Annotated in this window: 22 protein-coding genes; 10 read left to right on the top strand and 12 right to left on the bottom strand. The window is 65.5% G+C overall.

The annotated features are described in order from the left end of the window. Nucleotides 1-33: 33 nt before the first annotated feature. Genes FHG09_RS03895 through FHG09_RS03885 form a run of 3 tightly spaced genes read left to right on the top strand, consistent with a single transcriptional unit; the run spans nucleotide 34 to nucleotide 1,660 of the window. On the top strand, nucleotides 34-552 hold the full coding sequence (locus tag FHG09_RS03895; protein WP_227492532.1) for a DUF3099 domain-containing protein: 519 nt from the start codon (nucleotides 34-36) through the stop codon (nucleotides 550-552). Continuing rightward, nucleotides 549-761, top strand: coding sequence for a hypothetical protein (locus tag FHG09_RS03890; RefSeq protein WP_152346398.1), 213 nt, complete (start codon nucleotides 549-551; stop codon nucleotides 759-761). The genes FHG09_RS03895 and FHG09_RS03890 overlap by 4 nt, the downstream gene beginning before the upstream one ends. Continuing rightward, a complete protein-coding gene (locus FHG09_RS03885; RefSeq protein WP_152346397.1) occupies nucleotides 758-1,660 on the top strand; it encodes an SURF1 family protein in 903 nt (300 codons plus the stop codon). Before FHG09_RS03890 ends, FHG09_RS03885 begins: the two co-directional genes overlap by 4 nt. A 49-nt stretch (nucleotides 1,661-1,709) precedes the next feature. Here the strand turns inward: FHG09_RS03885 and FHG09_RS03880 are convergent, their stop codons facing one another. The 10 genes from FHG09_RS03880 to FHG09_RS03835 form a co-directional block, all read right to left on the bottom strand. After that, nucleotides 1,710-3,308 (bottom strand): ABC-F family ATP-binding cassette domain-containing protein, encoded by a 1,599-nt coding sequence (locus FHG09_RS03880; RefSeq protein WP_152346396.1) that lies wholly within the window; start codon nucleotides 3,306-3,308, stop codon nucleotides 1,710-1,712. After that, nucleotides 3,305-3,994, bottom strand: a complete 690-nt coding sequence (locus tag FHG09_RS03875; RefSeq protein ID WP_152346395.1) for a ribonuclease H family protein — start codon at nucleotides 3,992-3,994, stop codon at nucleotides 3,305-3,307. The genes FHG09_RS03880 and FHG09_RS03875 overlap by 4 nt, the downstream gene beginning before the upstream one ends. 219 nt (nucleotides 3,995-4,213) lie before the next feature. Beyond that, nucleotides 4,214-4,549 (bottom strand): metal-sulfur cluster assembly factor, encoded by a 336-nt coding sequence (locus tag FHG09_RS03870; RefSeq protein ID WP_025778421.1) that lies wholly within the window; start codon nucleotides 4,547-4,549, stop codon nucleotides 4,214-4,216. Beyond that, a complete protein-coding gene (gene sufU, locus FHG09_RS03865; protein WP_193627270.1) occupies nucleotides 4,542-5,021 on the bottom strand; it encodes a Fe-S cluster assembly sulfur transfer protein SufU in 480 nt (159 codons plus the stop codon). The genes FHG09_RS03870 and sufU overlap by 8 nt, the downstream gene beginning before the upstream one ends. 16 nt (nucleotides 5,022-5,037) lie before the next feature. Further along, nucleotides 5,038-6,288, bottom strand: coding sequence for a SufS family cysteine desulfurase (locus FHG09_RS03860; RefSeq protein ID WP_152346394.1), 1,251 nt, complete (start codon nucleotides 6,286-6,288; stop codon nucleotides 5,038-5,040). Continuing rightward, nucleotides 6,288-7,046 (bottom strand): Fe-S cluster assembly ATPase SufC, encoded by a 759-nt coding sequence (sufC, locus tag FHG09_RS03855; RefSeq protein ID WP_152346393.1) that lies wholly within the window; start codon nucleotides 7,044-7,046, stop codon nucleotides 6,288-6,290. The genes FHG09_RS03860 and sufC overlap by 1 nt, the downstream gene beginning before the upstream one ends. A 27-nt stretch (nucleotides 7,047-7,073) precedes the next feature. Beyond that, complete coding sequence (locus tag FHG09_RS03850) at nucleotides 7,074-7,397, bottom strand: non-heme iron oxygenase ferredoxin subunit (protein ID WP_407645401.1); 324 nt, start codon at nucleotides 7,395-7,397, stop codon at nucleotides 7,074-7,076. Beyond that, nucleotides 7,394-8,569 carry a Fe-S cluster assembly protein SufD gene (sufD, locus tag FHG09_RS03845; RefSeq protein WP_152346392.1) on the bottom strand — a complete coding sequence of 392 codons (1,176 nt, stop codon included), beginning with the start codon at nucleotides 8,567-8,569 and terminating at the stop codon, nucleotides 7,394-7,396. The genes FHG09_RS03850 and sufD overlap by 4 nt, the downstream gene beginning before the upstream one ends. Before the next feature lie 40 nt (nucleotides 8,570-8,609). Further along, nucleotides 8,610-10,040: a Fe-S cluster assembly protein SufB gene (gene sufB / locus FHG09_RS03840; protein WP_152346391.1), complete on the bottom strand. Its 1,431-nt coding sequence runs from the start codon at nucleotides 10,038-10,040 to the stop codon at nucleotides 8,610-8,612. Next, nucleotides 10,037-10,756, bottom strand: coding sequence for a helix-turn-helix transcriptional regulator (locus tag FHG09_RS03835; RefSeq protein ID WP_152346390.1), 720 nt, complete (start codon nucleotides 10,754-10,756; stop codon nucleotides 10,037-10,039). The genes sufB and FHG09_RS03835 overlap by 4 nt, the downstream gene beginning before the upstream one ends. Nucleotides 10,757-10,893: 137 nt before the next feature. On the opposite strand from FHG09_RS03835, the gene FHG09_RS03830 reads away from it, so the two are divergent. From FHG09_RS03830 to FHG09_RS03815, 4 genes are read left to right on the top strand one after another with little or no spacing between them, the layout of a single operon-like run. Then, entirely contained in the window at nucleotides 10,894-11,811 is a 918-nt protein-coding gene (locus FHG09_RS03830) for an ABC transporter ATP-binding protein (protein WP_152346389.1), read from the top strand. Then, complete coding sequence (locus tag FHG09_RS03825; protein ID WP_152346388.1) at nucleotides 11,808-12,539, top strand: ABC transporter permease; 732 nt, start codon at nucleotides 11,808-11,810, stop codon at nucleotides 12,537-12,539. Before FHG09_RS03830 ends, FHG09_RS03825 begins: the two co-directional genes overlap by 4 nt. Nucleotides 12,540-12,547: 8 nt before the next feature. Beyond that, nucleotides 12,548-13,450: a COX15/CtaA family protein gene (locus tag FHG09_RS03820; protein ID WP_227492531.1), complete on the top strand. Its 903-nt coding sequence runs from the start codon at nucleotides 12,548-12,550 to the stop codon at nucleotides 13,448-13,450. Beyond that, a complete protein-coding gene (locus tag FHG09_RS03815; protein ID WP_152346386.1) occupies nucleotides 13,413-13,877 on the top strand; it encodes a VOC family protein in 465 nt (154 codons plus the stop codon). The genes FHG09_RS03820 and FHG09_RS03815 overlap by 38 nt, the downstream gene beginning before the upstream one ends. A gap of 184 nt (nucleotides 13,878-14,061) precedes the next feature. On the opposite strand, the gene FHG09_RS03810 is transcribed toward FHG09_RS03815, so the two are convergent. After that, nucleotides 14,062-15,048: a heme o synthase gene (locus FHG09_RS03810; protein WP_152346385.1), complete on the bottom strand. Its 987-nt coding sequence runs from the start codon at nucleotides 15,046-15,048 to the stop codon at nucleotides 14,062-14,064. A 10-nt stretch (nucleotides 15,049-15,058) separates the two neighbouring features. Then, on the bottom strand, nucleotides 15,059-15,595 hold the full coding sequence (locus FHG09_RS03805; RefSeq protein WP_152346384.1) for a hypothetical protein: 537 nt from the start codon (nucleotides 15,593-15,595) through the stop codon (nucleotides 15,059-15,061). Nucleotides 15,596-15,840: 245 nt separating this feature from the next. Between FHG09_RS03805 and tkt the strand changes: the two genes are divergently transcribed. From tkt to FHG09_RS03790, 3 genes are read left to right on the top strand one after another with little or no spacing between them, the layout of a single operon-like run. After that, on the top strand, nucleotides 15,841-17,922 hold the full coding sequence (gene tkt, locus FHG09_RS03800) for a transketolase (RefSeq protein ID WP_152346383.1): 2,082 nt from the start codon (nucleotides 15,841-15,843) through the stop codon (nucleotides 17,920-17,922). Beyond that, the gene (gene tal, locus FHG09_RS03795) at nucleotides 17,919-19,022 is read left to right on the top strand and encodes a transaldolase (protein ID WP_152346382.1); all 1,104 of its coding nucleotides are present in this window, start codon (nucleotides 17,919-17,921) and stop codon (nucleotides 19,020-19,022) included. The genes tkt and tal overlap by 4 nt, the downstream gene beginning before the upstream one ends. Then, entirely contained in the window at nucleotides 19,019-20,650 is a 1,632-nt protein-coding gene (locus FHG09_RS03790; RefSeq protein ID WP_152346381.1) for a glucose-6-phosphate isomerase, read from the top strand. The genes tal and FHG09_RS03790 overlap by 4 nt, the downstream gene beginning before the upstream one ends. Nucleotides 20,651-20,814 lie beyond the last annotated feature (164 nt).

The following is a 20,814-nucleotide window of genomic DNA, read 5'->3' as shown; positions in this document are numbered from 1 at the left end:
CGATGGATACGACTCTCACAAAGGACGAGTATCATGTTTGGCAGTCATCGATCGAAGAAGGATATGGTCAGGCACTCGCAGCAGATCACAACGGCAGACACCGCCCTTGATGATGACATGAGGTCCCGGATCATCAAGTATTCGATCACCATGGGCATCAGGACGGTCTGCTTTGTGGGTGCCTATTTCGCTTTCGTCGCCGATATGCACATCCTCATGTGGGTGTGCGTGGCCGGAGCTGTCGCCCTCCCCTACCCGGCGGTGATCTTCGCCAATGCGGGGCGTGAGCGCACCCGCGACGACCGTTCGGCGCTGCTCGATCAGGCCCCGCTGGCGGAACTGCCGCCGGCTCGCGGGGAGACGATCTCCGCGGACACCCTCGATGGCGAGACCGTCGACGAGGAGACGAGCGACGGTGACGCAGATGCCCGTGGTGCCGCCCCGGACGGCCCCGGTCCAGGTCAGACCGCCCGGGACGAGACCATCCCCGGTGAGACCATCCAGGGTGAGACCGTGGAAGACAACGACGACGACAGGAGTGACCAGGCGTGAGCGAGCAGCTGCAGTGCTCCGCGAAGGAATGCCGGGCGTTCGCGACCCGTGCCCTGCTGTGGAACAACCCCCGCGTTCACACTCCTGAGAGGAAGAAGACGTGGCTGGCCTGTGACGAGCACCTGGACTATCTGCGTGACTTCCTGACACTGCGCGACTTCTTCATCATCGACGTCTCCGTCGACGAGATTCCGGAGGACGCCGGTTGAGCCGCTATTCCTTCCTCTTCTCCGCACGCTGGCTCAAATACATCGCCATGGCGATCATCGTCATCATCGCCTGCGTGTTCCTCGCCCTGTGGCAGAAGGACCGCCGCGACCAGCGGGAACAGGAGATCGCGACGATCACGGCGAACTACTCCGCCGACCCCGTGGACGTCTCCTCGGTGCTGCCGAACCCGACGTCCGCATTGGCCACCACCGAGGAGTGGACTCAGGTCGAGCTGACCGGACACTACTCCGACGAGGACACCGTCCTCGCCCGCAACCGCACGGTCGGGGACACACCCGGCTTCTATGTGGTGACTCCGTTCGAGCTCACCGGCGGATCGACGATCGCCGTCGTCCGCGGTTTCACCGCCGAACAGGACTCCGTGCCGCCGGCACCGCAGGGTGAGCAGACCGTCGTCGCTCATCTGCGTCCGGCTCAGGACGGCTCCGAGGACGAGAACCCGCAGGGCCTCATCAGGGCCATCGATCCTGCGCGCATCCCCGGAATGGATGACGGCTACTCGAATGTCTACGTCGAAGCCTCACCGGAAGAGACCGGTGGTGCGCCGGAAGAGGGACTGACCCCGCTGCCGATGCCCGAGCTCGATCCGGGCAACCACCTGTCCTATATGCTCCAGTGGTTCGCCTTCGGCATCATGATCATCATCGCCGTGGTCATCTCGGCCCGCCGAGAGCGCAAGGCCGCCGCCGAGGCTGTCGGACGCGGCGATGCCGGAAGCGAAATGGTCGTCATCGACAAGGCCGCCCTCGACGCAGGTGCGAAGATCAGCCAACCGGGCAGCCGCTACGGCCGCAATCGCTGGGCTTCGCCCACCGTGCGCGGACGCGCCGAAGCCGATGAGGACGCCCTGTTCGAGGAGCGCTTCCGCTCTCAGTGAGTCCATACGGCCCAGTCAGCGGACTGACCGGGCCGTACAGCGGGTCGGCTCAGGCGAGTGTGACGAGGTCGAGGTACGTGTCGTTCCACAGGTCCTCGTCTCCGTCGGGCAGCAGCAGCACACGGTCGGGATCGAGCGCGGACACCGCTCCCTCATCGTGGGTGACCAGCACGATCGCACCCTCATAGCGGCGGATCGCCGAGAGGATCTCCTCACGGGAGGCGGGATCGAGGTTGTTCGTCGGCTCATCGAGCAGAAGCACATTCGCACTCGAGACCACGAGAGTCGCCAGAGCCAGACGCGTCTTCTCCCCACCGGAGAGGACCGCGGCGGGTTTGTGCACGTCGTCACCGCTGAACAGGAACGAACCGAGCACATTGCGCACCGCAGTGTCATCGAGATGCGGTGAGTTCCGCGACATGTTCTCGAGCACCGTGCGTTCGAGGTCGAGAGTCTCGTGCTCCTGCGCGTAGTAGCCGAGCTTGAGCCCGTGCCCGGGCACGACTTCGCCCGAATCGGGTTCGTCGAGTCCGGCGAGCAGACGCAGCAGCGTCGTCTTGCCGGCGCCGTTGTAGCCGAGGATGACCACGCGGGAGCCTTTGTCGATGGCGAGATCGACGCCGGTGAACACCTCGGTCGAGCCGAAGCTGCGGGACAGGCCCTCGGCGGTCAGCGGCACGCGACCACAGTCGGCCGGGGCCGGGAAGCGCAGGTTCGCGACCTTCTCCGTGGCACGTTCGTCATCGAGGCCGGCGAGCAGGCGCTCGGCGCGTTTGGCCATCTGCTGGGCAGCGACGGTCTTCGTGGCCTTCGCCATCATCTTGTTGGCCTGAGCGGTCAGTGCCGAGGCCTTCTTCTCCGCGTTCGCCCGCTCACGCCGACGGCGACGTTCATCGTCCTCGCGCTGTTTGAGGTAGAGCCGGTAGCCCATCGAATAGATGTCGATGGTCTGCCTGGTCGCGTCGAGGAAGAACACCTTGTTGACGACCTCGTCGATGAGATCGAGGTCGTGGCTGATGACGATGAGTCCGCCCGAGTACCCCTTGAGGTAGTCGCGCAGCCACAGCACGGATTCGGCGTCGAGGTGGTTCGTCGGCTCATCGAGGATCATCGTGTCCGGGGACGAGAACAGAATCCGGGCGAGTTCCACACGGCGGCGCTGACCGCCGGAGAGCGTCCCGATCTCCTGACTGACCAGAGCTTCGTCGAGGCCGAGGTTCGCGGCGATGGCGAAGGCTTCGGATTCCGCGGCATAACCGCCGGCGGCGATGAATTCGGCTTCGATGCGCGGGTAGCGATCGATGGCCTTCGTCGCCACCTTCTCATCCGGTGAAGCCATCTGACGTTCGGCCTTGCGCAGCCGCTTGACGAGGACGTCGAGGTCTCGCACCGAGAGGATGCGTTCCATCCCGGTGGCGGTGAGGTCGCCGCTGCGAGGGTCCTGCGGCAGGTAGCCGACGGTGCCGGAGATCGACACGGAGCCGGCATGAGCCGGATGTCCGCCCATGATCACCTTGGTCAGGGTCGTCTTGCCGGCGCCGTTGCGACCGACGAGACCGACCCGGTCTCCCTTGTCGACGCGGAAGGACACCTCGGACATGAGGGTCCGGGCACCGACGGCGACTTCGAGGCCGGAGGCCTGAATCATTCTGTCTCCAAACTGCGGCCGATGAGATCGGCCAGGAATTCTTGGGGGTGGATGCCGCGGGCCTGTGCCCGTGCGACGAGTTCATCTGCGACTGAGGACGAGACCCGACAGGACACGACGGTGGTTGCCGACGCAGCCGCTGAGGTCGCGGGTCCGGCGGCAAGATCGTTCTGCTCCGCAGGTTCAGCCGATTCATCTGCCGGGGTCGAGGACGACGTCCCCGCGGGGACGAATCCGGGGCCCTCCGGCACAGTCGTGCCCTTCTGGAAGGCGGTGGCTGCGGCGCGGGCTCGATCGTCTGCGGCCTCATTGAGTTTGTGGTTGCTGTGCCCCTTGACCCACTCGAACTCGACCGTCCGCCCGCTCAGTGCCTCGTCGAGAGACGCTAAGAGGTCCTTGTTGAGGACTTCTTTGCCATCGGCCTTCTTCCATCCCTTGCGTTTCCACCCCGACATCCATTTGGTCAGGGCGTTGATGACGTACTGCGAATCACAGTATATCTTCAGGTCATCGTCGCTGCCTGCCGTCGACCGGAGCAGGTCGAGCACGGCCATGAGCTCACCGCGGTTGTTCGTCGCGTTCTTCCACCCGCCGGCATGCCAGGAGGTGTCGTCGATGTACCAGGCCCACCCGGCTGGTCCGGGATTGCCGAGCGCGGATCCGTCGGCGGCAGCGATGATCGTCAATGGTTCTCCTTGGAAAGTCGGATTCCATTCTTTCACGCCGCACTCCGGTTCGGAGTCCGCGGGGCGGTGATCTCCACGACCCCGGCATCTGCGACAGGCACCGAACTCAACGACGATCGCCGAGGTGGTCCTGCCCTGCTCGGGCAGCCCCACCTCGGCGATGTGATCGATCGCGTCCCCGCGGGGACGCGCCGGTGTTCGACTCAGTCGATGACGGTCTCAGATATTGAAGCCGAGAGCCCTCATCTGCTCGCGTCCGTCCTCGGTGATCTTCTCCGGGCCCCATGGCGGCATCCAGACCCAGTTGATCCGGTACGCCGGCACGATTCCCTCGAGCGACTGTGCGGTCTGATCCTCGATGACGTCGGTCAGCGGGCAGGCCGCCGAGGTCAGGGTCATCTCGATCACGGCGGTGCCGTCGTCTTCGACCGAGAGTCCGTACACGAGTCCGAGATCGACGATGTTGACACCGAGCTCGGGATCGACGACGTCCATCATCGCTTCGCGCACTTCGTCGACGCTGGCATTCTGCGGTGCGTCAATGACTTCAGGCATTGTGTTTCTCCTCACGAGCTGCTTGTGTTTGGTTGAGTGCGTCCTTGAACGCCATCCATGCCAGGAGAGCGCATTTGATCCTGGCCGGGAACTTCGACACTCCGGTGAACGCCGCGGCGTCCCCGAGAATCGACTCATCCGCCTCCATTGTCCCACGAGAATGCATGAGTTCGTGGAACACCGCTTCGATCTCGAGCATCTGCGCGACGCTCGAGTCGGCGGCCAGTTCGGCGAGCACCGAGGCCGAGGCCATAGAGATCGAACAGCCGTCGCCGGTCCATCGCACCGCGATCTTGCCGTCCGCGAGCAGCTCGGTCTCGAGTTCGATCTCATCGCCGCAGGTCGGGTTCACCTGGTGTGAGTACCCGTGCGGTGAGAGTGCGTCGTCGCGGAGCAGCTCGGTGTTGCCGATGCGTGCCCGGGACTGGTCGAGGATGACCTGCTGGTAGAGCTGCTGCATCTGTGTGCTCATCGGTTGACTCCCATCTTCATGCGACTCCGAAGAAGGGCCGCACTTCTGCCAGAGCGGTCAGGAAGCGGGTGCAGTCTTCGACGTTGTTGTACAGATACGTGCTCGCCCGGGTCGAGGCGGTGACCCCGAAGCGCCGGTGCAGCGGCTGGGCGCAGTGGTGGCCCACCCGCACGGCGACTCCCTGGGAGTCGAGATACTGCCCGACGTCGTGGGCGTGGACGCCGTCGACGTCGAAGGCCACGGTCCCGATCCGGTCACCGGCATCGCCGAGGACGCGGATTCCGGGGATCTGCCCGATCCCGTCGAGAAGCACCTGTGCGAGTTCCTTCTCATGGTCGAACACATTGCCCAGCCCCACCTCGGTGAGGTAGCCGATCGCGGTCGCGAACGCGGCCACCTCGGCGACCGGCTGGGTGCCGGCCTCGAAACGCTGCGGGGCGGGCATGAACTCGGTCTCCTCCATGGTCACCGTCGTGATCATGGATCCTCCGGTGAGCACCGGCGGCAGAGCGTCGAGCAGCTCGGACCTGCCCCACAGCGCACCCAGACCGGTGGGCCCGAGCGCCTTGTGAGCGGAGAACGCGGCGAAGTCGACGTCGAGCTCGACGAAGTCCACGGGCATATGCGGCACGGACTGGCAGGCATCGAGGACGACGTACGCCCCGACGGCGCGAGCCCGCTCGACGAGGCGGTCGACCGGGTTGATGGTGCCGAGGACGTTGGAGACGTGCGTGAACGCGAGCACCTTCGTCGATTCGTCGACGATCGTGTCGAGATCGGCCAGATCGAGTTCTCCGGAATCGGTGACCGGCAGCCAGCGCAGCTGCGCTCCGGTCGAGGCCGCCAGCTGCTGCCACGGCACGAGATTCGCGTGATGCTCCATCTCGGTCACGACGATCGAGTCAGCGGGACCGAGGGCGAAGCGCGCTGCGCCCTCTCCCCCGAAGCCGCGGCTGGCCCGATCCATGCCGAGGGCCACGATGTTGAGCGCCTCGGTGGCGTTCTTCGTCCAGCACACCTGTTCCGGCGTGCCGCCGACGAGCCCGGCAGCGGCGATCCGACCGTTCTCGAACGCGTCGGTGGCCTCGACGGCCAGGGAGTGAGCGCCACGGTGAACGGCGGCATTGCGCTGCTGGAAGTACTCGACGAAGGTGTCGATGACGCACTGCGGCTTCTGCGACGTCGCGCCCGAGTCGAGATACGACAGCGGCGACTCCCCGACTCTCACATCGAGAATCGGGAAGTCGCCCCTCAGACGTGAGAACATCAGACGCCGGCAGTGAAGAAGCGGTCGTAGCCTTCGTTCTCGAGGCGTTCGGCCAGTTCCGGTCCGCCTTCCTCGGCCACCTTGCCGTTGATGATCACGTGGACGTGATCGGGCTTGATGTAGTTGAGGATGCGCGTGTAGTGAGTGATGAGCATGACGCCGACATCGGTGGCGTCCTTGACGCGGTTGACGCCTTCGGACACGATGCGCAGCGCATCGACGTCGAGGCCCGAGTCGGTCTCGTCGAGAACGGCGAACCTCGGCTTGAGCATCTCGAGCTGCAGAATCTCGTGACGCTTCTTCTCACCGCCGGAGAAGCCCTCGTTGACGTTGCGCGACGCGAACGCGGGATCCACACGCAGGTTCTCCATGGCCTGCTTGAGGTCCTTGGTCCAGTTGCGCAGCTTGGGAGCTTCGCCGTCGATGGCGGTCTTGGCCGAACGGAGGAAGTTCGTCACGGTCACGCCGGGAACCTCGACGGGGTACTGCATGGCCAGGAACAGGCCGGCCTTCGCACGCTCGTCGACGGACATCTCGAGGACGTCCTCACCGTCGAGCGTGACCGAACCGGAGGTCACTTCGTACTTGGGGTGACCGGCCAGGGCATACGCCAGGGTCGACTTGCCGGAGCCGTTGGGCCCCATGATGGCATGAGTCTCGTTCGAGTTGATGACGAGGTTGATGCCGTTGAGGATGGGCTTGAGACCGGTGTCAGTGTTGACACCGACGTGCAGGTCTTCGATCTTGAGAGTGGACATATTGATCCTTCTTCTTCGGTCTTGAGGTCAGTTCAGGGTTGTGTTCGGGTCGACGAGGATCCGGCCGGCGATCTCTTTGCAGTCATAGACCGCGACGGGTTCGAAGGCCGGCGGATTCACCGGCCTGCCCGTCGTCAGGTCGAACTGCGATCCGTGCAGCCAGCATTCGATGGTGCAGTCCTCGACGTCTCCTTCCGCCAACGACACCTCACCGTGGGTGCACAGGTCGTCGATGGCGTGGATCGTGCCGTCGGAGTCGCGAGCGATGCAGATCTCGAACTCGCCGATCTCGATGCGCATGGTGCCGCCGGGGGTCACCTCGTCGGTGGCCGCCACGTCGATCATGGTCACAGAACACTCCGGGACAGTTCGTCTTCGATGCGTTCGTTGAGCACGTCTTCGATCTCGGGCACCTGGATCTTCTGGATCACTTCGTTGAAGAATCCGCGCACCACGAGCTGACGAGCGACCTCTTCCGGGATGCCGCGGCTCATGAGGTAGAACAGGTGCTCCTCATCGAAGCGACCCACCGAGGAGGCGTGGCCGGCACCGGCGATGTCGCCGGTCTCGATCTCGAGGTTCGGCACCGAGTCCGCGCGGGCACCCTCGGTGAGGATGAGGTTCCGGTTGAGCTCGTAGGTGTCGATGTCGAGGGCCTCGGGACGGATGAGCACATCGCCGATCCACACGCTGCGCGCGTCCTTGCCCTGCAGAGCGCCCTTGTAGTGGACGTTGGACTGGGCCTTGGGAGTGTTGTGGTCGATGTAGGTGCGGTGTTCGAGGTGCTGACCGGCGTCGGCGAAGTAGAGGCCGAGCAGTTCGGCCTCTCCCCCGGCCGCCGAGTAGCGCACGTTCGTGTTCAGGCGCACGACCTCACCGCCGAGGGTGATGAGGATGTGCTTGAACTTCGCGTCCTTGCCCACGATCGCGTCGTGCTGGCCGAGGTGCTGGGAGCCCTCGTCCCACAGCTGCAGCGACACGAAGGTGACCTCCGCGCCGTCGCCGACGACCAGGGAGACGAGCTCGGAGTACCGGGCCAGTCCCTCGTGCTCGACGACGATGGTCGCCTTCGAGTTCGCTCCGACGGTGACGACGACATGGCCGTGGCCGAGCGACTCACCGGTGCCGTCGGCGTGGATGATCGCGGCCCGATCGAGTTCGGTGTCCGCGGGGATCGAGTAGTGCGTCACGGCGGCGGCTCGGTTGGCGGCGACGGCCGCAGCGCGGTCCTCGGGTTCGAGGATGCCCAGTTCCTGAGCGGACTCGAGCGAGATCTCCTCGACGGACAGGCCTTCGGGCAGGTCCGACTCGAACTTCAGCGTCGCCTCGCTGGCGGTGTCCTCGAAGAACTCGCTGAACTTGCGCACGGGAGAGAAGCGCCATTCCTCCTCCCGGCCGGTGGGCACGGGGAAGTCGGCGACGTCGAAGCTGCGGGTGCGCGCATCGCGCTTCGAATCGGGCACCTGGACCTCGGAACCGTGCGAGTGTTCCGAGAGGCCAAGCGGATTGGTGGTGTCAGTCACAGATTTACTCCTTTGAGTGCAGTGGGCGCCGGGTCGGGTCTCAGCCGACCGCGCCTTCCATCTGCAGTTCGATGAGGCGGTTGAGTTCGAGGGCGTACTCCATCGGGAGTTCACGTGCGATGGGCTCGACGAAGCCGCGCACGATCATCGCCATCGCCTCGGTCTCCTCCATGCCGCGGGACATGAGGTAGAAGAGCTGATCCTCACTGACCTTCGACACGGTGGCCTCATGGCCGAGTGTGACGTCGTCTTCGCGAATGTCGATGTAGGGGTACGTGTCCGAACGGGAGACGTTGTCGACGAGCAGGGCGTCGCAGAGGACGTTGTTCGACGCGCCTTCGGCACCCGGATGGACGTGGACGAGTCCGCGGTAGCCGGCACGGCCGCCGCCGCGGGCCACGGACTTCGACACGATCGACGAATGGGTGTGCGGAGCGGCGTGGACCATCTTGGCACCGGTGTCCTGGTGCTGCCCCTCGCCGGCGAAGGCCACGGACAGGGTCTCACCGCGAGCGTGCTCACCGGTGAGCCAGATGGCCGGGTACTTCATGGTCACCTTCGAGCCGATGTTGCCGTCGACCCATTCCATGGAGGCGCCCTCTTCGGCGATGGCACGCTTGGTGACCAGGTTGTACACGTTGTTCGACCAGTTCTGGATCGTCGTGTAGCGGACTTTCGCGTCCTTCTTCGCGATGATCTCGACGACGGCCGAGTGCAGGGAGTCGGTCTTGTAGATCGGAGCGGTGCAGCCCTCGACGTAGTGGACCGAGGATCCCTCGTCGGCGATGATGAGCGTGCGCTCGAACTGGCCCATATTCTCCGTGTTGATGCGGAAGTAGGCCTGCAGCGGGATCTCGACGTGGACGCCCTTGGGGACGTAGACGAAGGAGCCGCCTGACCAGACTGCGGTGTTCAGCGCGGCGAACTTGTTGTCGCCGGACGGAATGATCGAGCCGAAGTACTCTTCGAAGATCTCCGGGTGCTCACGCAGACCTGTGTCGGTGTCCATGAAGATGACACCCTGAGCCTCGAGCTCCTCGTTGATCTGGTGGTAGACGACCTCGGACTCGTACTGAGCGGCGACACCGGCGACGAGGCGCTGCTTCTCGGCCTCGGGAATGCCCAGACGGTCGTAGGTGTTGCGGATGTCCTCGGGGAGGTCCTCCCAGGAAGTCGCCTGTCCCTCGGTGGAGCGGACGAAGTACTTGATGTCGGCGAAGTCGATTCCGGTGAGGTCGGCGCCCCAGTTGGGCATCGGCTTCTTGTCGAACAGGCGCAGCGCCTTGAGCCGACGCTTGAGCATCCACTCGGGTTCGTCCTTGAGCTTCGAGATGTTGCGCACGACGTCTTCGCTGAGCCCGCGGGTCGCGGTCGCTCCTGCGTCGTTCTCGTCGTGCCAACCGTATGCATACTGCCCGAGGTCTTTGAGCTCGGGATTCGCATCGATGATCCGATTTCCTGTGTCAGTCATCGTGAACCTCCTTGAGGTCGATCATTGCTGTGGATGAGTGGTCTGGTCAGTTCCGAAGTCGGAATGTGGGTGGTGCACACATGGTCTCCCTGTGCCAGCGAGGACAGCCGGCGCACGTCGACGCCGAGGTAGTCGGAGAACATCGCGAGTTCTGCTTCGCAGATCTCCGGGTACTCCGCCGCCACGGCCTGGATCGGACAGTGTCCCTGGCACAGCTGCATCGCTTCGAGCGGGGTTCCGGCCGCGACCGGTGTCGCCGAGGCGGCGTACCCCTCCCGTGTCAGTGCAGCAGCGAGTGCACGTGAGCGAGACGCCACTGTGGTGCCGCCGCGCTTGTCGAGCTCCGGTCCGAGTCGATCCCGCAGCCGGCCCACGAGGTCTTCGGTGAAATCCTCCACCGCCGACTTGCCGTGCTTGTCCTCCATGTAGCGCAGGATATTCACGGCCAACTCGTCGTAGGAATGACTGACCGAATCGTGTCCGGCCGTCGTGACCACATAGTGCCGGGCCGGTCGGCCCCTGCCAGCCTGTTTGCCGGCGAGTTCACGGACCTCGATGAGGCCCTCGCTCTCCAGCGCGTCCAGGTGACGACGGATCGCCGCGGGAGTCAGCTCGAGGGCTCTGGCCAAAGACGAAGCGGTGATCGGCCCTTCGTCGAGCACCGACTGGAAGACCTTCTGCCGGGTTCGGCGATCTTCCGTGTCGTTTGCAGCCATAATCCACCTCCTTGACTAACACAACAATATTGTTGCGTAATTTGTTTCGTAAAACTAGGTGAGCCTAACCACCTGCGGAATCGGCACCGGCCAATCGCCGTTTCGACACCGGTTTCGACGCGTCGTAGAATAGCCTGGTGTCAACTCCGGCCCTGACCATCCGCGGTCTCCAGTACTCCTACGGCACCCACCGTGTCGTCGACGGAATCGACCTCACGGCCGAGACCGGGTCCGTCCTCGGCGTCCTCGGGCCCAACGGCGCCGGCAAGTCCACGACCATCTCTCTGGCCGTCGGCACCCGCCGTCCGGACTCAGGCACGGTGGAGATCTTCGGGCACGATCCCGTCTCCGATCACGCCACGACGTCGCAGCTGGCCGGGGTCATGCTCCAGGACGGCGGACTGCCCATGAGTTCGAAGCCCCTGCAGGTCCTGCGCCACCTCTCCTCTCTCTATGAGAACCCCCTGCCGGTCGACGAGCTCGCCGAACCCTTGGGACTCCATGACTTCGCCGGTCGCACGATGCGCAGACTCTCCGGCGGGCAGAAGCAGCGCGTGGCCCTGGCCGCCGCGCTCATCGGCCGTCCCCGCCTGGTCTTCCTCGACGAACCCTGCGCTGGCCTCGATCCGCAGGCTCGCGAGGTCGTCCACAGCTTCATCGCCGATCTCGCCGAACGCGGAGTCGCCGTCGTCCTCACCACTCACGACCTCGCCGAGGCGGAGGAGCTCTCCGACGAGGTCGTCGTCATCGACCGCGGACGCATCATCGCTCAGGGAGCCCCGGAAGACCTGCGCAGCGCCTCCGCCGGGTCACGGTCGCTGACGATTCGTCTGGGCTCCCCAGTCCCCGCCGATCTCGTCCACCGGCTCGCCGAGCTCGGCCCCGCCTCGGCGCAGGACTCGCTGATCACCATCGAGGGTGCACCGACGGCGAGCCAGATCGCGGCCGCCTGCACAGCCATCGCCGAGGCGGGACTGCAGATCACGGACATCGGGATGCAGAGACAGTCACTGTCCGATGTGTTCTTCGAACTGACGGGGAGGCCGCTGCGATGACACTCACGCGCATCGTCTCGCAGACGAGGTTCGAGACCCTGTCCGTTCTGCGCAACGGCGAGCAGCTGCTGCTCTCGGTGATCTTCCCTCTCGGTCTGCTCGTCTTCCTCGCGAAGACTCCCCTGCTCACTGGACTCGGGGTCATCGATTCCGGGACCGATTCGCTGGCGATCGCCGTGCCCGGGGCGCTGAGCCTGAGCTTGGCCTCCAGCGCATTCACCGGTCAGGCTATCGCCACCGCCTTCGACCGCCGCTATGGCGTGCTGCGGCAGCTGGCGACGACTCCGCTGGGGACGAGCGGACTCATCCTCGGCAAACTCGGCGCCGTCATCGTCGTCATCGTCATCCAGTACGCACTCGTCCTCGCCGTGGCGGTCGCCCTCGGTTTCCGCGGACCCGTCGATGTTCTCGGGCTCGTGGTGACCACGCTGCTGGGCACCGCTGCGCTGCTCTCCCTCGGTCTGCTCATGGCCGGAACGGTCCGCGCCGAGGCGACGCTGGCGGCGACGAACCTCATCTGGGTTCTCATGGCCGGCGTCGGTGGCCTCACCATCGCGCATCCGGGAGAATGGGGAACAGTTGTGGGCTACCTGCCCTCCGGAGCTCTCGGCGACGCCATGCGGTCCGCCATCGGGGACGGCGGCACAGACATCAAGGCAATCATCGTGCTCCTGGTATGGGGGCTTGTGGGAACGCTTGCGGCACGCAGGTGGTTCCGTTTCGAATGAGGAGTGAAGTGGTCACGAAGAAGATCCGCATCGCCGCTTGGGCCATGCTCATCGCCCAGGCCGGGATCATCCTGACCGGCGGAATCGTCCGGCTCACCGGATCGGGACTCGGGTGCTCGGACTGGCCGAAGTGCACCCCCGATTCCCTCGTGGCCACCAGCGAGATGGGCATCCACGGCGCCATCGAGTTCGGCAACCGGCTCCTTGCCGTGGCGCTGGCGATCCTCGGCGTGTGCATCGCGCTCATGCTGTGGAGGCACCGGAAGAAGCGCCCGGATCTCTTCTGGCTCAATATCGGACTCCTGGCCATCGTCCCCGTCCAGGCCGTCGTCGGCGGAATCACCGTGTGGACGAAGCTCAATCCCTGGGTCGTCGCCGGCCACTTCGTCCCCTCGGCCGTCGCCGTCGGTGTCGCCGCCTACTTCGTCCGTCGCACCTACGACACGGGCGTGCGACTGAACACCAAGGCTCCGGCTCCCCTGCCGACACTCGGCTGGATCATCCTCGGCCTCACCGCGATCATCGTCGTATTCGGAGTGCTCACCACGGGTGCCGGACCACACTCGGGTTCGACGATCTCGACCCGCAACGACCTCGACAACATCTGGGTCACCCGCCTCCATGCCGCACCGGTGTGGCTGCTCGTCGTCGCCACGCTCTCCGCCCTGGTGGTCGCCCGGAAGAAGGCGCAGACCGCAATGGTCGCTCCGCTGGCCGTGCTCCTCGTCGTCGAGATCGCGCAGGGGGTCATCGGATACGTCCAGTACTTCCTCGGCGTTCCCGAAGCCCTGGTGGCCCTACACATGGTCGGGCTGTCCGCTACGATTGCGGCAAGCGTTGCCGTCCTCGACAGCGCATACCCGAGGAGCACCGATGCCAGTCCCGATCGTTCCGTGTCTGTGGTTTCCTGATCGCGCCGAGGAGGCCATGGAGTTCTACTGCTCCGTCTTCCCCGATTCGCGCATCCTCTCCATCGAACGCTATCCCGACGAATCCCTCGACGAACACTTCGCGGGGATGAGCGGGAAGTTCCTGGACGGCCGCTTCGTCCTCGACGGCACACCTTTCATCTGCCTCGACGGAGGACCGGCGTTCACATTCAACGAGGCGATCTCGCTGACCGTCGAATGTGCCGACCAGGCCGAGATCGATCACTACTGGTCGCATCTGTCGGCCTCACCCGAGCACGAGCAGTGCGGCTGGCTCAAGGACCGATTCGGGATCAGCTGGCAGATCGTCCCTGCGAACCTCGGTGAGCTGATGACCGGCCCGGCACAGACTCAGGCCCTCATGCAGATGAAGAAGATCGTCATCGACGACCTCGTGAGCGCCGGCTGAGGATCCGCCCTCCGGACCGAAAACCGGGGCACAAATGGGAAACGGCCCAGTCTGCGCTGAATAGCCCAGGTTCGGAACTGGGCTATTCAGCGCAGATTGGGCCGTATCTGACACCGGGCTCTCTGCGAGACTTCTCTGTGAACCCCCGGCGGCGAGTCTCAGCGCACCGGGTTCCGGCGACGACTCACCAGATGCCGGGGATCAGAGTGGGCACGAACGGGTCGATGGCCACTGCCAGGAAGAGCAGCGACAGGTAGGTGATCGAACCGTGGAAGACCTTCATCGCCTTGAGCGAGGTGCCGTCCTTGCCCTGCTTGGCGCGGGAGACCAGCGAGTAGCACGACCACAGGAACCAGGCTCCGGCGCCCACAGCCACGATCGTGTAGACCGGGCCCATCGGAGCGACGGGGATGAGTGCCAGCGAGCATGCGATCATCGCCCACGTGTAGAGGATCATCTGACGACCGACGGACGTCGGCGGAACCTTCGACGGCAGCATGGGCACTTCGGCGGCGTCGTAGTCGGCTTTGTATTTGATCGCCAGCGGCCAGTAGTGCGGCGGGGTCCAGAAGAAGACGACGAGGAAGAGCAGCACGGGCTCCCATGCGACTCCCCCAGTCACGGCCGACCAGCCGATGAGCACGGGCATGCAGCCCGCGGCGCCGCCCCAGACGATGTTCTGTGAGGTGCGGCGCTTGAGAACGAGAGTGTAGAAGACTGCGTAGAGCAGGATCGCCGAGGCGGTGAGCCCCGCCGTGACCCAGTTCGTGAATCCCCCGAGCCAGAAGATCGAACCGATGCCGAGCACGAAGGCGAAGATCAGTGCGGAGCGGGGGCTGACCTCACCGGTGACGAGGGGCCGGTCCTTCGTCCGCTCCATCTTCGCGTCGATGTCACGGTCGACATAGCAGTTGAAGACCGACGCCGAGGCCGCGGCCGCGGCTCCGCCTATGAGAGTGTTGATGACCAGCCAGATGTTCGGCAGGCCCTGAGCGGCCAGGAACATCACGGGCGCGGTCGTGACGAGAAGCAGTTCGATGACACGCGGTTTGGTCAGTGAGATATATGCGCTGATGATCGAACGCGGCCGGGCAGCGAGATTCTGCTCGTCGATGGCCCTCTGCAGAGGTCGTTCACTCTGCTCTTCCCGGTTCTGACGAAGTTTGCTCACGGCCTAGATTCTACCTGTTGTCGAAGTTTTTGCCAGTCGCGCGAAGGCGAGTCGACTCACTGACGATGCGGACGAGGAAGGCCACTGCGGCACACACGGGTGCAAGCACGATGACCTGCACGACGAGTGCCGAGACGAAGCTCAGCGAGGCGGACTGCGGATCCGTGCCGAGGACGCCTAAGTCGACACACAGACCGAGGGTGCCGGCGAGGACGGAATAGATGAGAGCCGTCGTCCACACCAGCCCGCCGCGTCGGGCGCCCAGCATCACAGCCAGCGCGGCTGCGAAGGGTGTGAGCAGAAGCAGAGTGCCCAGCGTCCAGAGCCCGAGCTCAACGAGGTCGACGCTTCCGCGCAGCGGCTGTCCGATCGCCGACGATACGGCGATGGTCACCACGGCGAAGAACACGGGGAAGGCCGCGCCGAACCGGGAGAGCGCACGACGCAGCGCTCTGGTCTGGTGGGCCACCTCGGCGAGGCCGGGACGCCTGCCCGCCGGCCATTCAGCTCGCCGGTCCGCGCCGTCTGCGCCAGCGACATCGAGCACGGGATCAGCACCTTCGCCCACCCTGCCACCTCTCCTGTCGACCACGGTCTGTTCTGAGTCTGTGCATCTCGCAGCAGTTGTCGATTGTCGAATCACAGCTGTGCTCGAGACCACACTCTACCCGTCAGTAGCCGGAAAGTCTCGGACCCCGACGGTGCGGCTGGCGAACAGGGGCGACGCTTCCGGTGTCCGACGGGTAGAGTTTGAATGCACGCTCTCAGACGAACGAAGGATCGCTCGACGACATGACAACTCTGTCCTGGACTGAACTCGACAATCGCGCAGTCGACACTGCCCGCCTCCTCGCCGCGGATGCGGTGCAGAAGACAGGGAACGGGCACCCGGGCACCGCCATGAGCCTGGCCCCCATCGCCCACTACCTGTATCAGCACGGACTCACTCACGACCCGGCCGACCCGACCTGGGTCGGCCGTGATCGCTTCGTCCTCTCCTGCGGTCACAGTTCGCTGACTCAGTACGTCCAGCTCTACCTGGCCGGATTCGGACTGGAACTCGACGATCTGAAGGCGCTGCGCACATGGGGTTCGCTGACTCCGGGCCATCCCGAGGTCGGGCACACCGCCGGCGTCGAGATCACTACGGGCCCGCTGGGCTCCGGACTGGCCTCGGCCGTGGGCATGGCCATGGCCGCTCGCCGCGAACGCGGACTCTTCGACCCCGAGGCGGCCCCCGGCACCTCGCCGTTCGATCACTCGATCATCGTGCTGGCCTCCGACGGCGACCTCGAAGAGGGCGTGTCCGGTGAAGCCTCCTCGCTGGCGGGCACACAGGAGCTGTCGAATCTGCTGGTCATCTGGGACGACAACAAGATCTCCATCGAAGACGACACCGCCATCGCCTTCGGTGAGGACACTGCCGCCCGTTACGCCGCCTACGGCTGGCACGTCCAGCACGTCGACTTCACCGCAGGCGATGACTACCACGAGGACATCGCCGCCTTCCACGCCGCCGTCGAGGCCGCGCGCGCCGATTCCAGCCCCTCATTCATCCGGCTGTCCACGATCATCGCCTGGCCGTCCCCGAACGCGCAGAACACCGGCGGGTCCCATGGCGCGGCCCTCGGTGAGGACGAGATCCGGGCGACCAAGGAGATCCTCGGCTTCGATCCCGAGCAGACCTTCGCCGTCGACGACGAGGTCCTCGCCCACACCCGTCAGGCCCTCGACCGCGGTCGTGCCGCTCACCTCGCATGGGACGACTCCTTCGCCGAATGGCGCAGCGCGAACCCGGACAACGCGGCTCTCTTCGACCGCCTGTCCAAACGGGAGCTGCCCGCCGGCCTCGATGCGGCTTTCCCGGTCTTCGCAGCCAGCGAGAAGGGCATCGCCACTCGTGCGGCCTCCGGTCAGGTGCTCAATGCGATCGCCGAGACCATGCCGGAGCTCTGGGGCGGTTCCGCCGATCTCGCGGGTTCGAACAACACGCTGATCAAGGGTGAGCCGAGCTTCCTGCCCACTCACCGCTCGACCGAGGCCTTCTCCGGTCACGCCTACGGACGCAATATCCACTTCGGCGTCCGGGAGTTCTCCGCCGGCCTCATCGGCAACGGCATCGCCCTGCACGGCGGAACCCGCCCGTACACCGGCACCTTCCTCGTCTTCAGCGACTACCAGCGCCCCGCCGTACGACTGGCCGCCCTCCAGCAGCTGCCGAACCTGTTCGTGTGGACTCACGATTCGATCGGCCTCGGCGAGGACGGTCCCACGCATCAGCCGATCGAGCACCTCTCGGCACTGCGCGCCATCCCCGGCCTCGACGTCGTCCGTCCCGCCGATGCGAACGAGACCGCGGTCGCCTGGCGGAAGATCCTCGACCGCACGGACGGACCCAGCGGGCTCGTGCTGACCCGTCAGGCCGTGCCGGTCCTCGATCGTGAGAAGTACGCACCCGCCTCCGAGGCGGCACGCGGCGGGTATGTGCTCACCGACACCGGCGACCGGCCCGAGGTGGCGATCATCGCCAGCGGATCCGAGGTCGCCATCGCTCTCGATGCCGCCGAGGCTCTCCAGGCATCGGGCACCGCTGCACGCGTGATCTCCATGCCTTGCCAGGAGTGGTTCGACGCTCAGCCGGAGGACTACCGGACCACGGTGCTCCCACGCTCCCTCAGGGCCCGTGTGAGCATCGAAGCCGCCTCGGCGATGAGCTGGCACAAGTACCTCGGCGATGCCGGTCGTGCCGTGTCCATCGAGCACTTCGGGGCGTCTGCGGACTACCAGACCCTGTACGAGAAGTTCGGCATCACGGCCTCGGCCGTCGTCGACGCAGCCAAGGAATCCATCAACGCAGCAAAGGCGGAAGCATGAGTGAACGTCTCCAGCAGCTCAGCGGAGCCGGGGTCTCGATCTGGCTCGACGACCTCTCCCGCACCCGGCTCGAATCCGGCGACCTCGCCCGACTCATCGAGGACTCCGCGGTCACGGGGGTGACGACGAATCCGACGATCTTCGCCAACGCGATCTCCGCTGCGAACGACTACGATTCCGCGGTCGCCGAGCTCGGTGCCTCGGGTGCCGATGTGGATTCGGCCATCGAGGCTCTGACCACGACGGATGTCGCCGAGGCGGCTCGTCTGTTCCGACCGGTCTTCGAGTCCACGGACGGTGAGGACGGTCGCGTGTCGATCGAGGTCGCACCCCCGCTGGCTCACGATGCAGAGGGCACCGTGGCCTCGGCGAAGGCCCTGTGGGAACGCGTCGGCGAGCCGAATGCGATGATCAAGATCCCCGCCACCGAGGAGGGGCTCCGGGCGATCTCCGAGACGATCGCGGCCGGGATCAGCGTCAACGTCACTCTCGTGTTCTCGCTGACCCGGTACCGTAACGTCGTCGAAGCCTTCCTGCAGGGTCTGGAGAAGGCCCGCGCCGCCGGCCATGACCTCTCGACGATCCGGTCGGTGGCTTCGGTGTTCGTCTCCCGTGTGGATTCGGAGATCGATTCCCGTCTCGACGCCGTCGAGGATCCGAAGGCCGCAGAGCTCAAGGGCAAGGCGGGCATCGCGAACTGCGTGCTCGCCCATGAGATCCACTCGCAGCTGTTCACCTCCGAACGCTTCCGGGTCCTCGAACTCGCCGGGGCCCGCCCGCAGCGCCTGCTGTGGGCCTCGACGGGGGTGAAGAATCCCGACTACTCCGACACGATGTATGTGACCGGTCTCGTCGCACCGAACACCGTGAACACGATGCCCGAACCCACTCTGGAGGCCTTCGCCGACCACGGTGAGGTCACCGGGCAGATCACGTCGGAGCACTACCGTGCCGCCGACGAGGTCTTCGATGCTCTGGCACGACTGGGCATCGACTACGCCGACGTCATGACCGTGCTCGAAGAGCAGGGTCTGGAGAAGTTCGACGTCAGCTGGACCGAACTCCAGGTTACGATCCGTACGGCTCTGGACCGCTCATGAAGCTCACACTCTCTGTTCCCGTCGGCGAAGAATTCGATGTCGAGGCCGCGCGTCTCATCGACGCCGGTCCGGCTTCGCGCCTCAGCCGCCAGGATGCCGAACTGTTCGACGGTGCTGCGGATGCCGCAGACCGGATGGGCTGGGTGGATCTGCCGCAGGAGGCCGCAGAGCTGCTCGATCAGATCGATTCCCTGCGGGCACGACTGCAGGAGCAGGGTCTGCGCACGATCAGCCTGGCCGGGATGGGCGGATCGTCGCTCGCCCCTGAGGTGATGACCCAGACCGCGGGCGTCCGGCTCGAGATCGTCGATTCGACGGATCCGAACCAGGTCGCCGAGGCGATCGGCACCGACCTCGAACGCACGGTCCTCATCATCGCCTCGAAGTCCGGAACCACGGTGGAGACGGATTCGATCCGACGCAGCTTCGCCGCGGCTTTCGAATCGATCGGCGTCGATCCGGCGTCCCGGATGATCGCGATCACCGACCCGGGGACGGCGCTCGAGGCGTTGGCCGCCGAGCAGGGCTTCCTCGCGACCTTCCTCGCCGAGCCCACGGTCGGTGGGCGGTTCAGTGCGCTCTCGGCCTTCGGACTCGTTCCCGCGGGTCTGGCCGGTGCGGATGTGCGCGGAATCGTCGCCGAGGCGGCTGAGGCAGTCCCGCACCTGTCCGCCGACAGTCTGGACAACCCGGCGCTGCGCTTCGGCACCTGGCTGAGCATCGCTCATGCCCGGACGACGGAGAAGCTCGTCCTCGCCGAAACCGCTCCGCAGCTGCGCGGCCTCGGTGCCTGGGTCGAGCAGCTCGTCGCCGAATCCCTCGGCAAGGACGGGCAGGGCATCCTTCCCGTCGTCGTCGACTCCCCCGCCGACATCGGGTTCTCCGACGCACGAGCGGACGCGCTGCTGTGCCTGCTCGGGCCCTCGGCCGGCGACGCGGAGCTGGGCGCACCGTCCGGTTTCGAAGCCACGATCACCGGAGGATTGGGTGAGCTGTTCCTGTTCTGGGAATACGCCACGGCCATCGCCGGATACAGCATCGGGGTCAATCCCTTCGACCAGCCCGATGTGGAAGCGGCGAAGGCGCAGGCCAAGCAGCTGCTCGACGGACCGGACTCCGGTCAGTCGGGGCAGCCGAAGTTCCGTGAGGGAGAGATCGACGTCCTCGACGTCGTCGACGAAGCCACGGATCTCATCGGTGCTCTGCAGGAGCTCTTCGCACAGGTCGACGAATACGGCTACGTCGGCGTTCAGGCCTACCTGGACCGGATCGCCGATGCCGAGGCGGCAGAGCTGCGTCCGCTCGTGTCCACTCATGCGGGCGTGCAGACGACGTTCGGCTTCGGTCCCCGCTACCTGCATTCGACCGGTCAGTATCACAAGGGCGGTCATCCGAACGGAGTATTCCTCCAGATCACCGGTGAGGCTCGCACGGATCTGCTGGTGCCGGGGCGAAGCTACGGCTTCGCTGAGCTGCAGCGTGCCCAGGCCGCAGGCGATGCGGCTGTGCTGGCCGAGAAGGGCCGGCCCGTGCTGCGCCTCCATCTGCTTGATCGTGCCCGTGGGCTCGAACAGCTGCGGACGGCGATCGCGTCGATCAGCCCGCTCCACCACTTCGGCCTCGACTGATGCGGACGAGCGTGGCTGCCTGCGCTCGATGATCGGCGCTCATCGCCGGGCACAGAGCGATGGGTAAGGAGAAGGACCCCGACCGAATCGGTCGGGGTCCTTCTCATCCGTCCACCGGCCAGCCGCCTCGGGGCCGGTGTCTCACGGTCTTCGCATCAGCCTCG

Source organism: Brevibacterium sp. CFH 10365, assembly GCF_009299785.1.
Classification (GTDB): Bacteria; Actinomycetota; Actinomycetes; order Actinomycetales; family Brevibacteriaceae; genus Brevibacterium; species Brevibacterium limosum.
The sequence above is the reverse complement of the archived record's forward strand: the minus strand, read 5'-3'. Positions and strand labels throughout refer to the sequence as shown.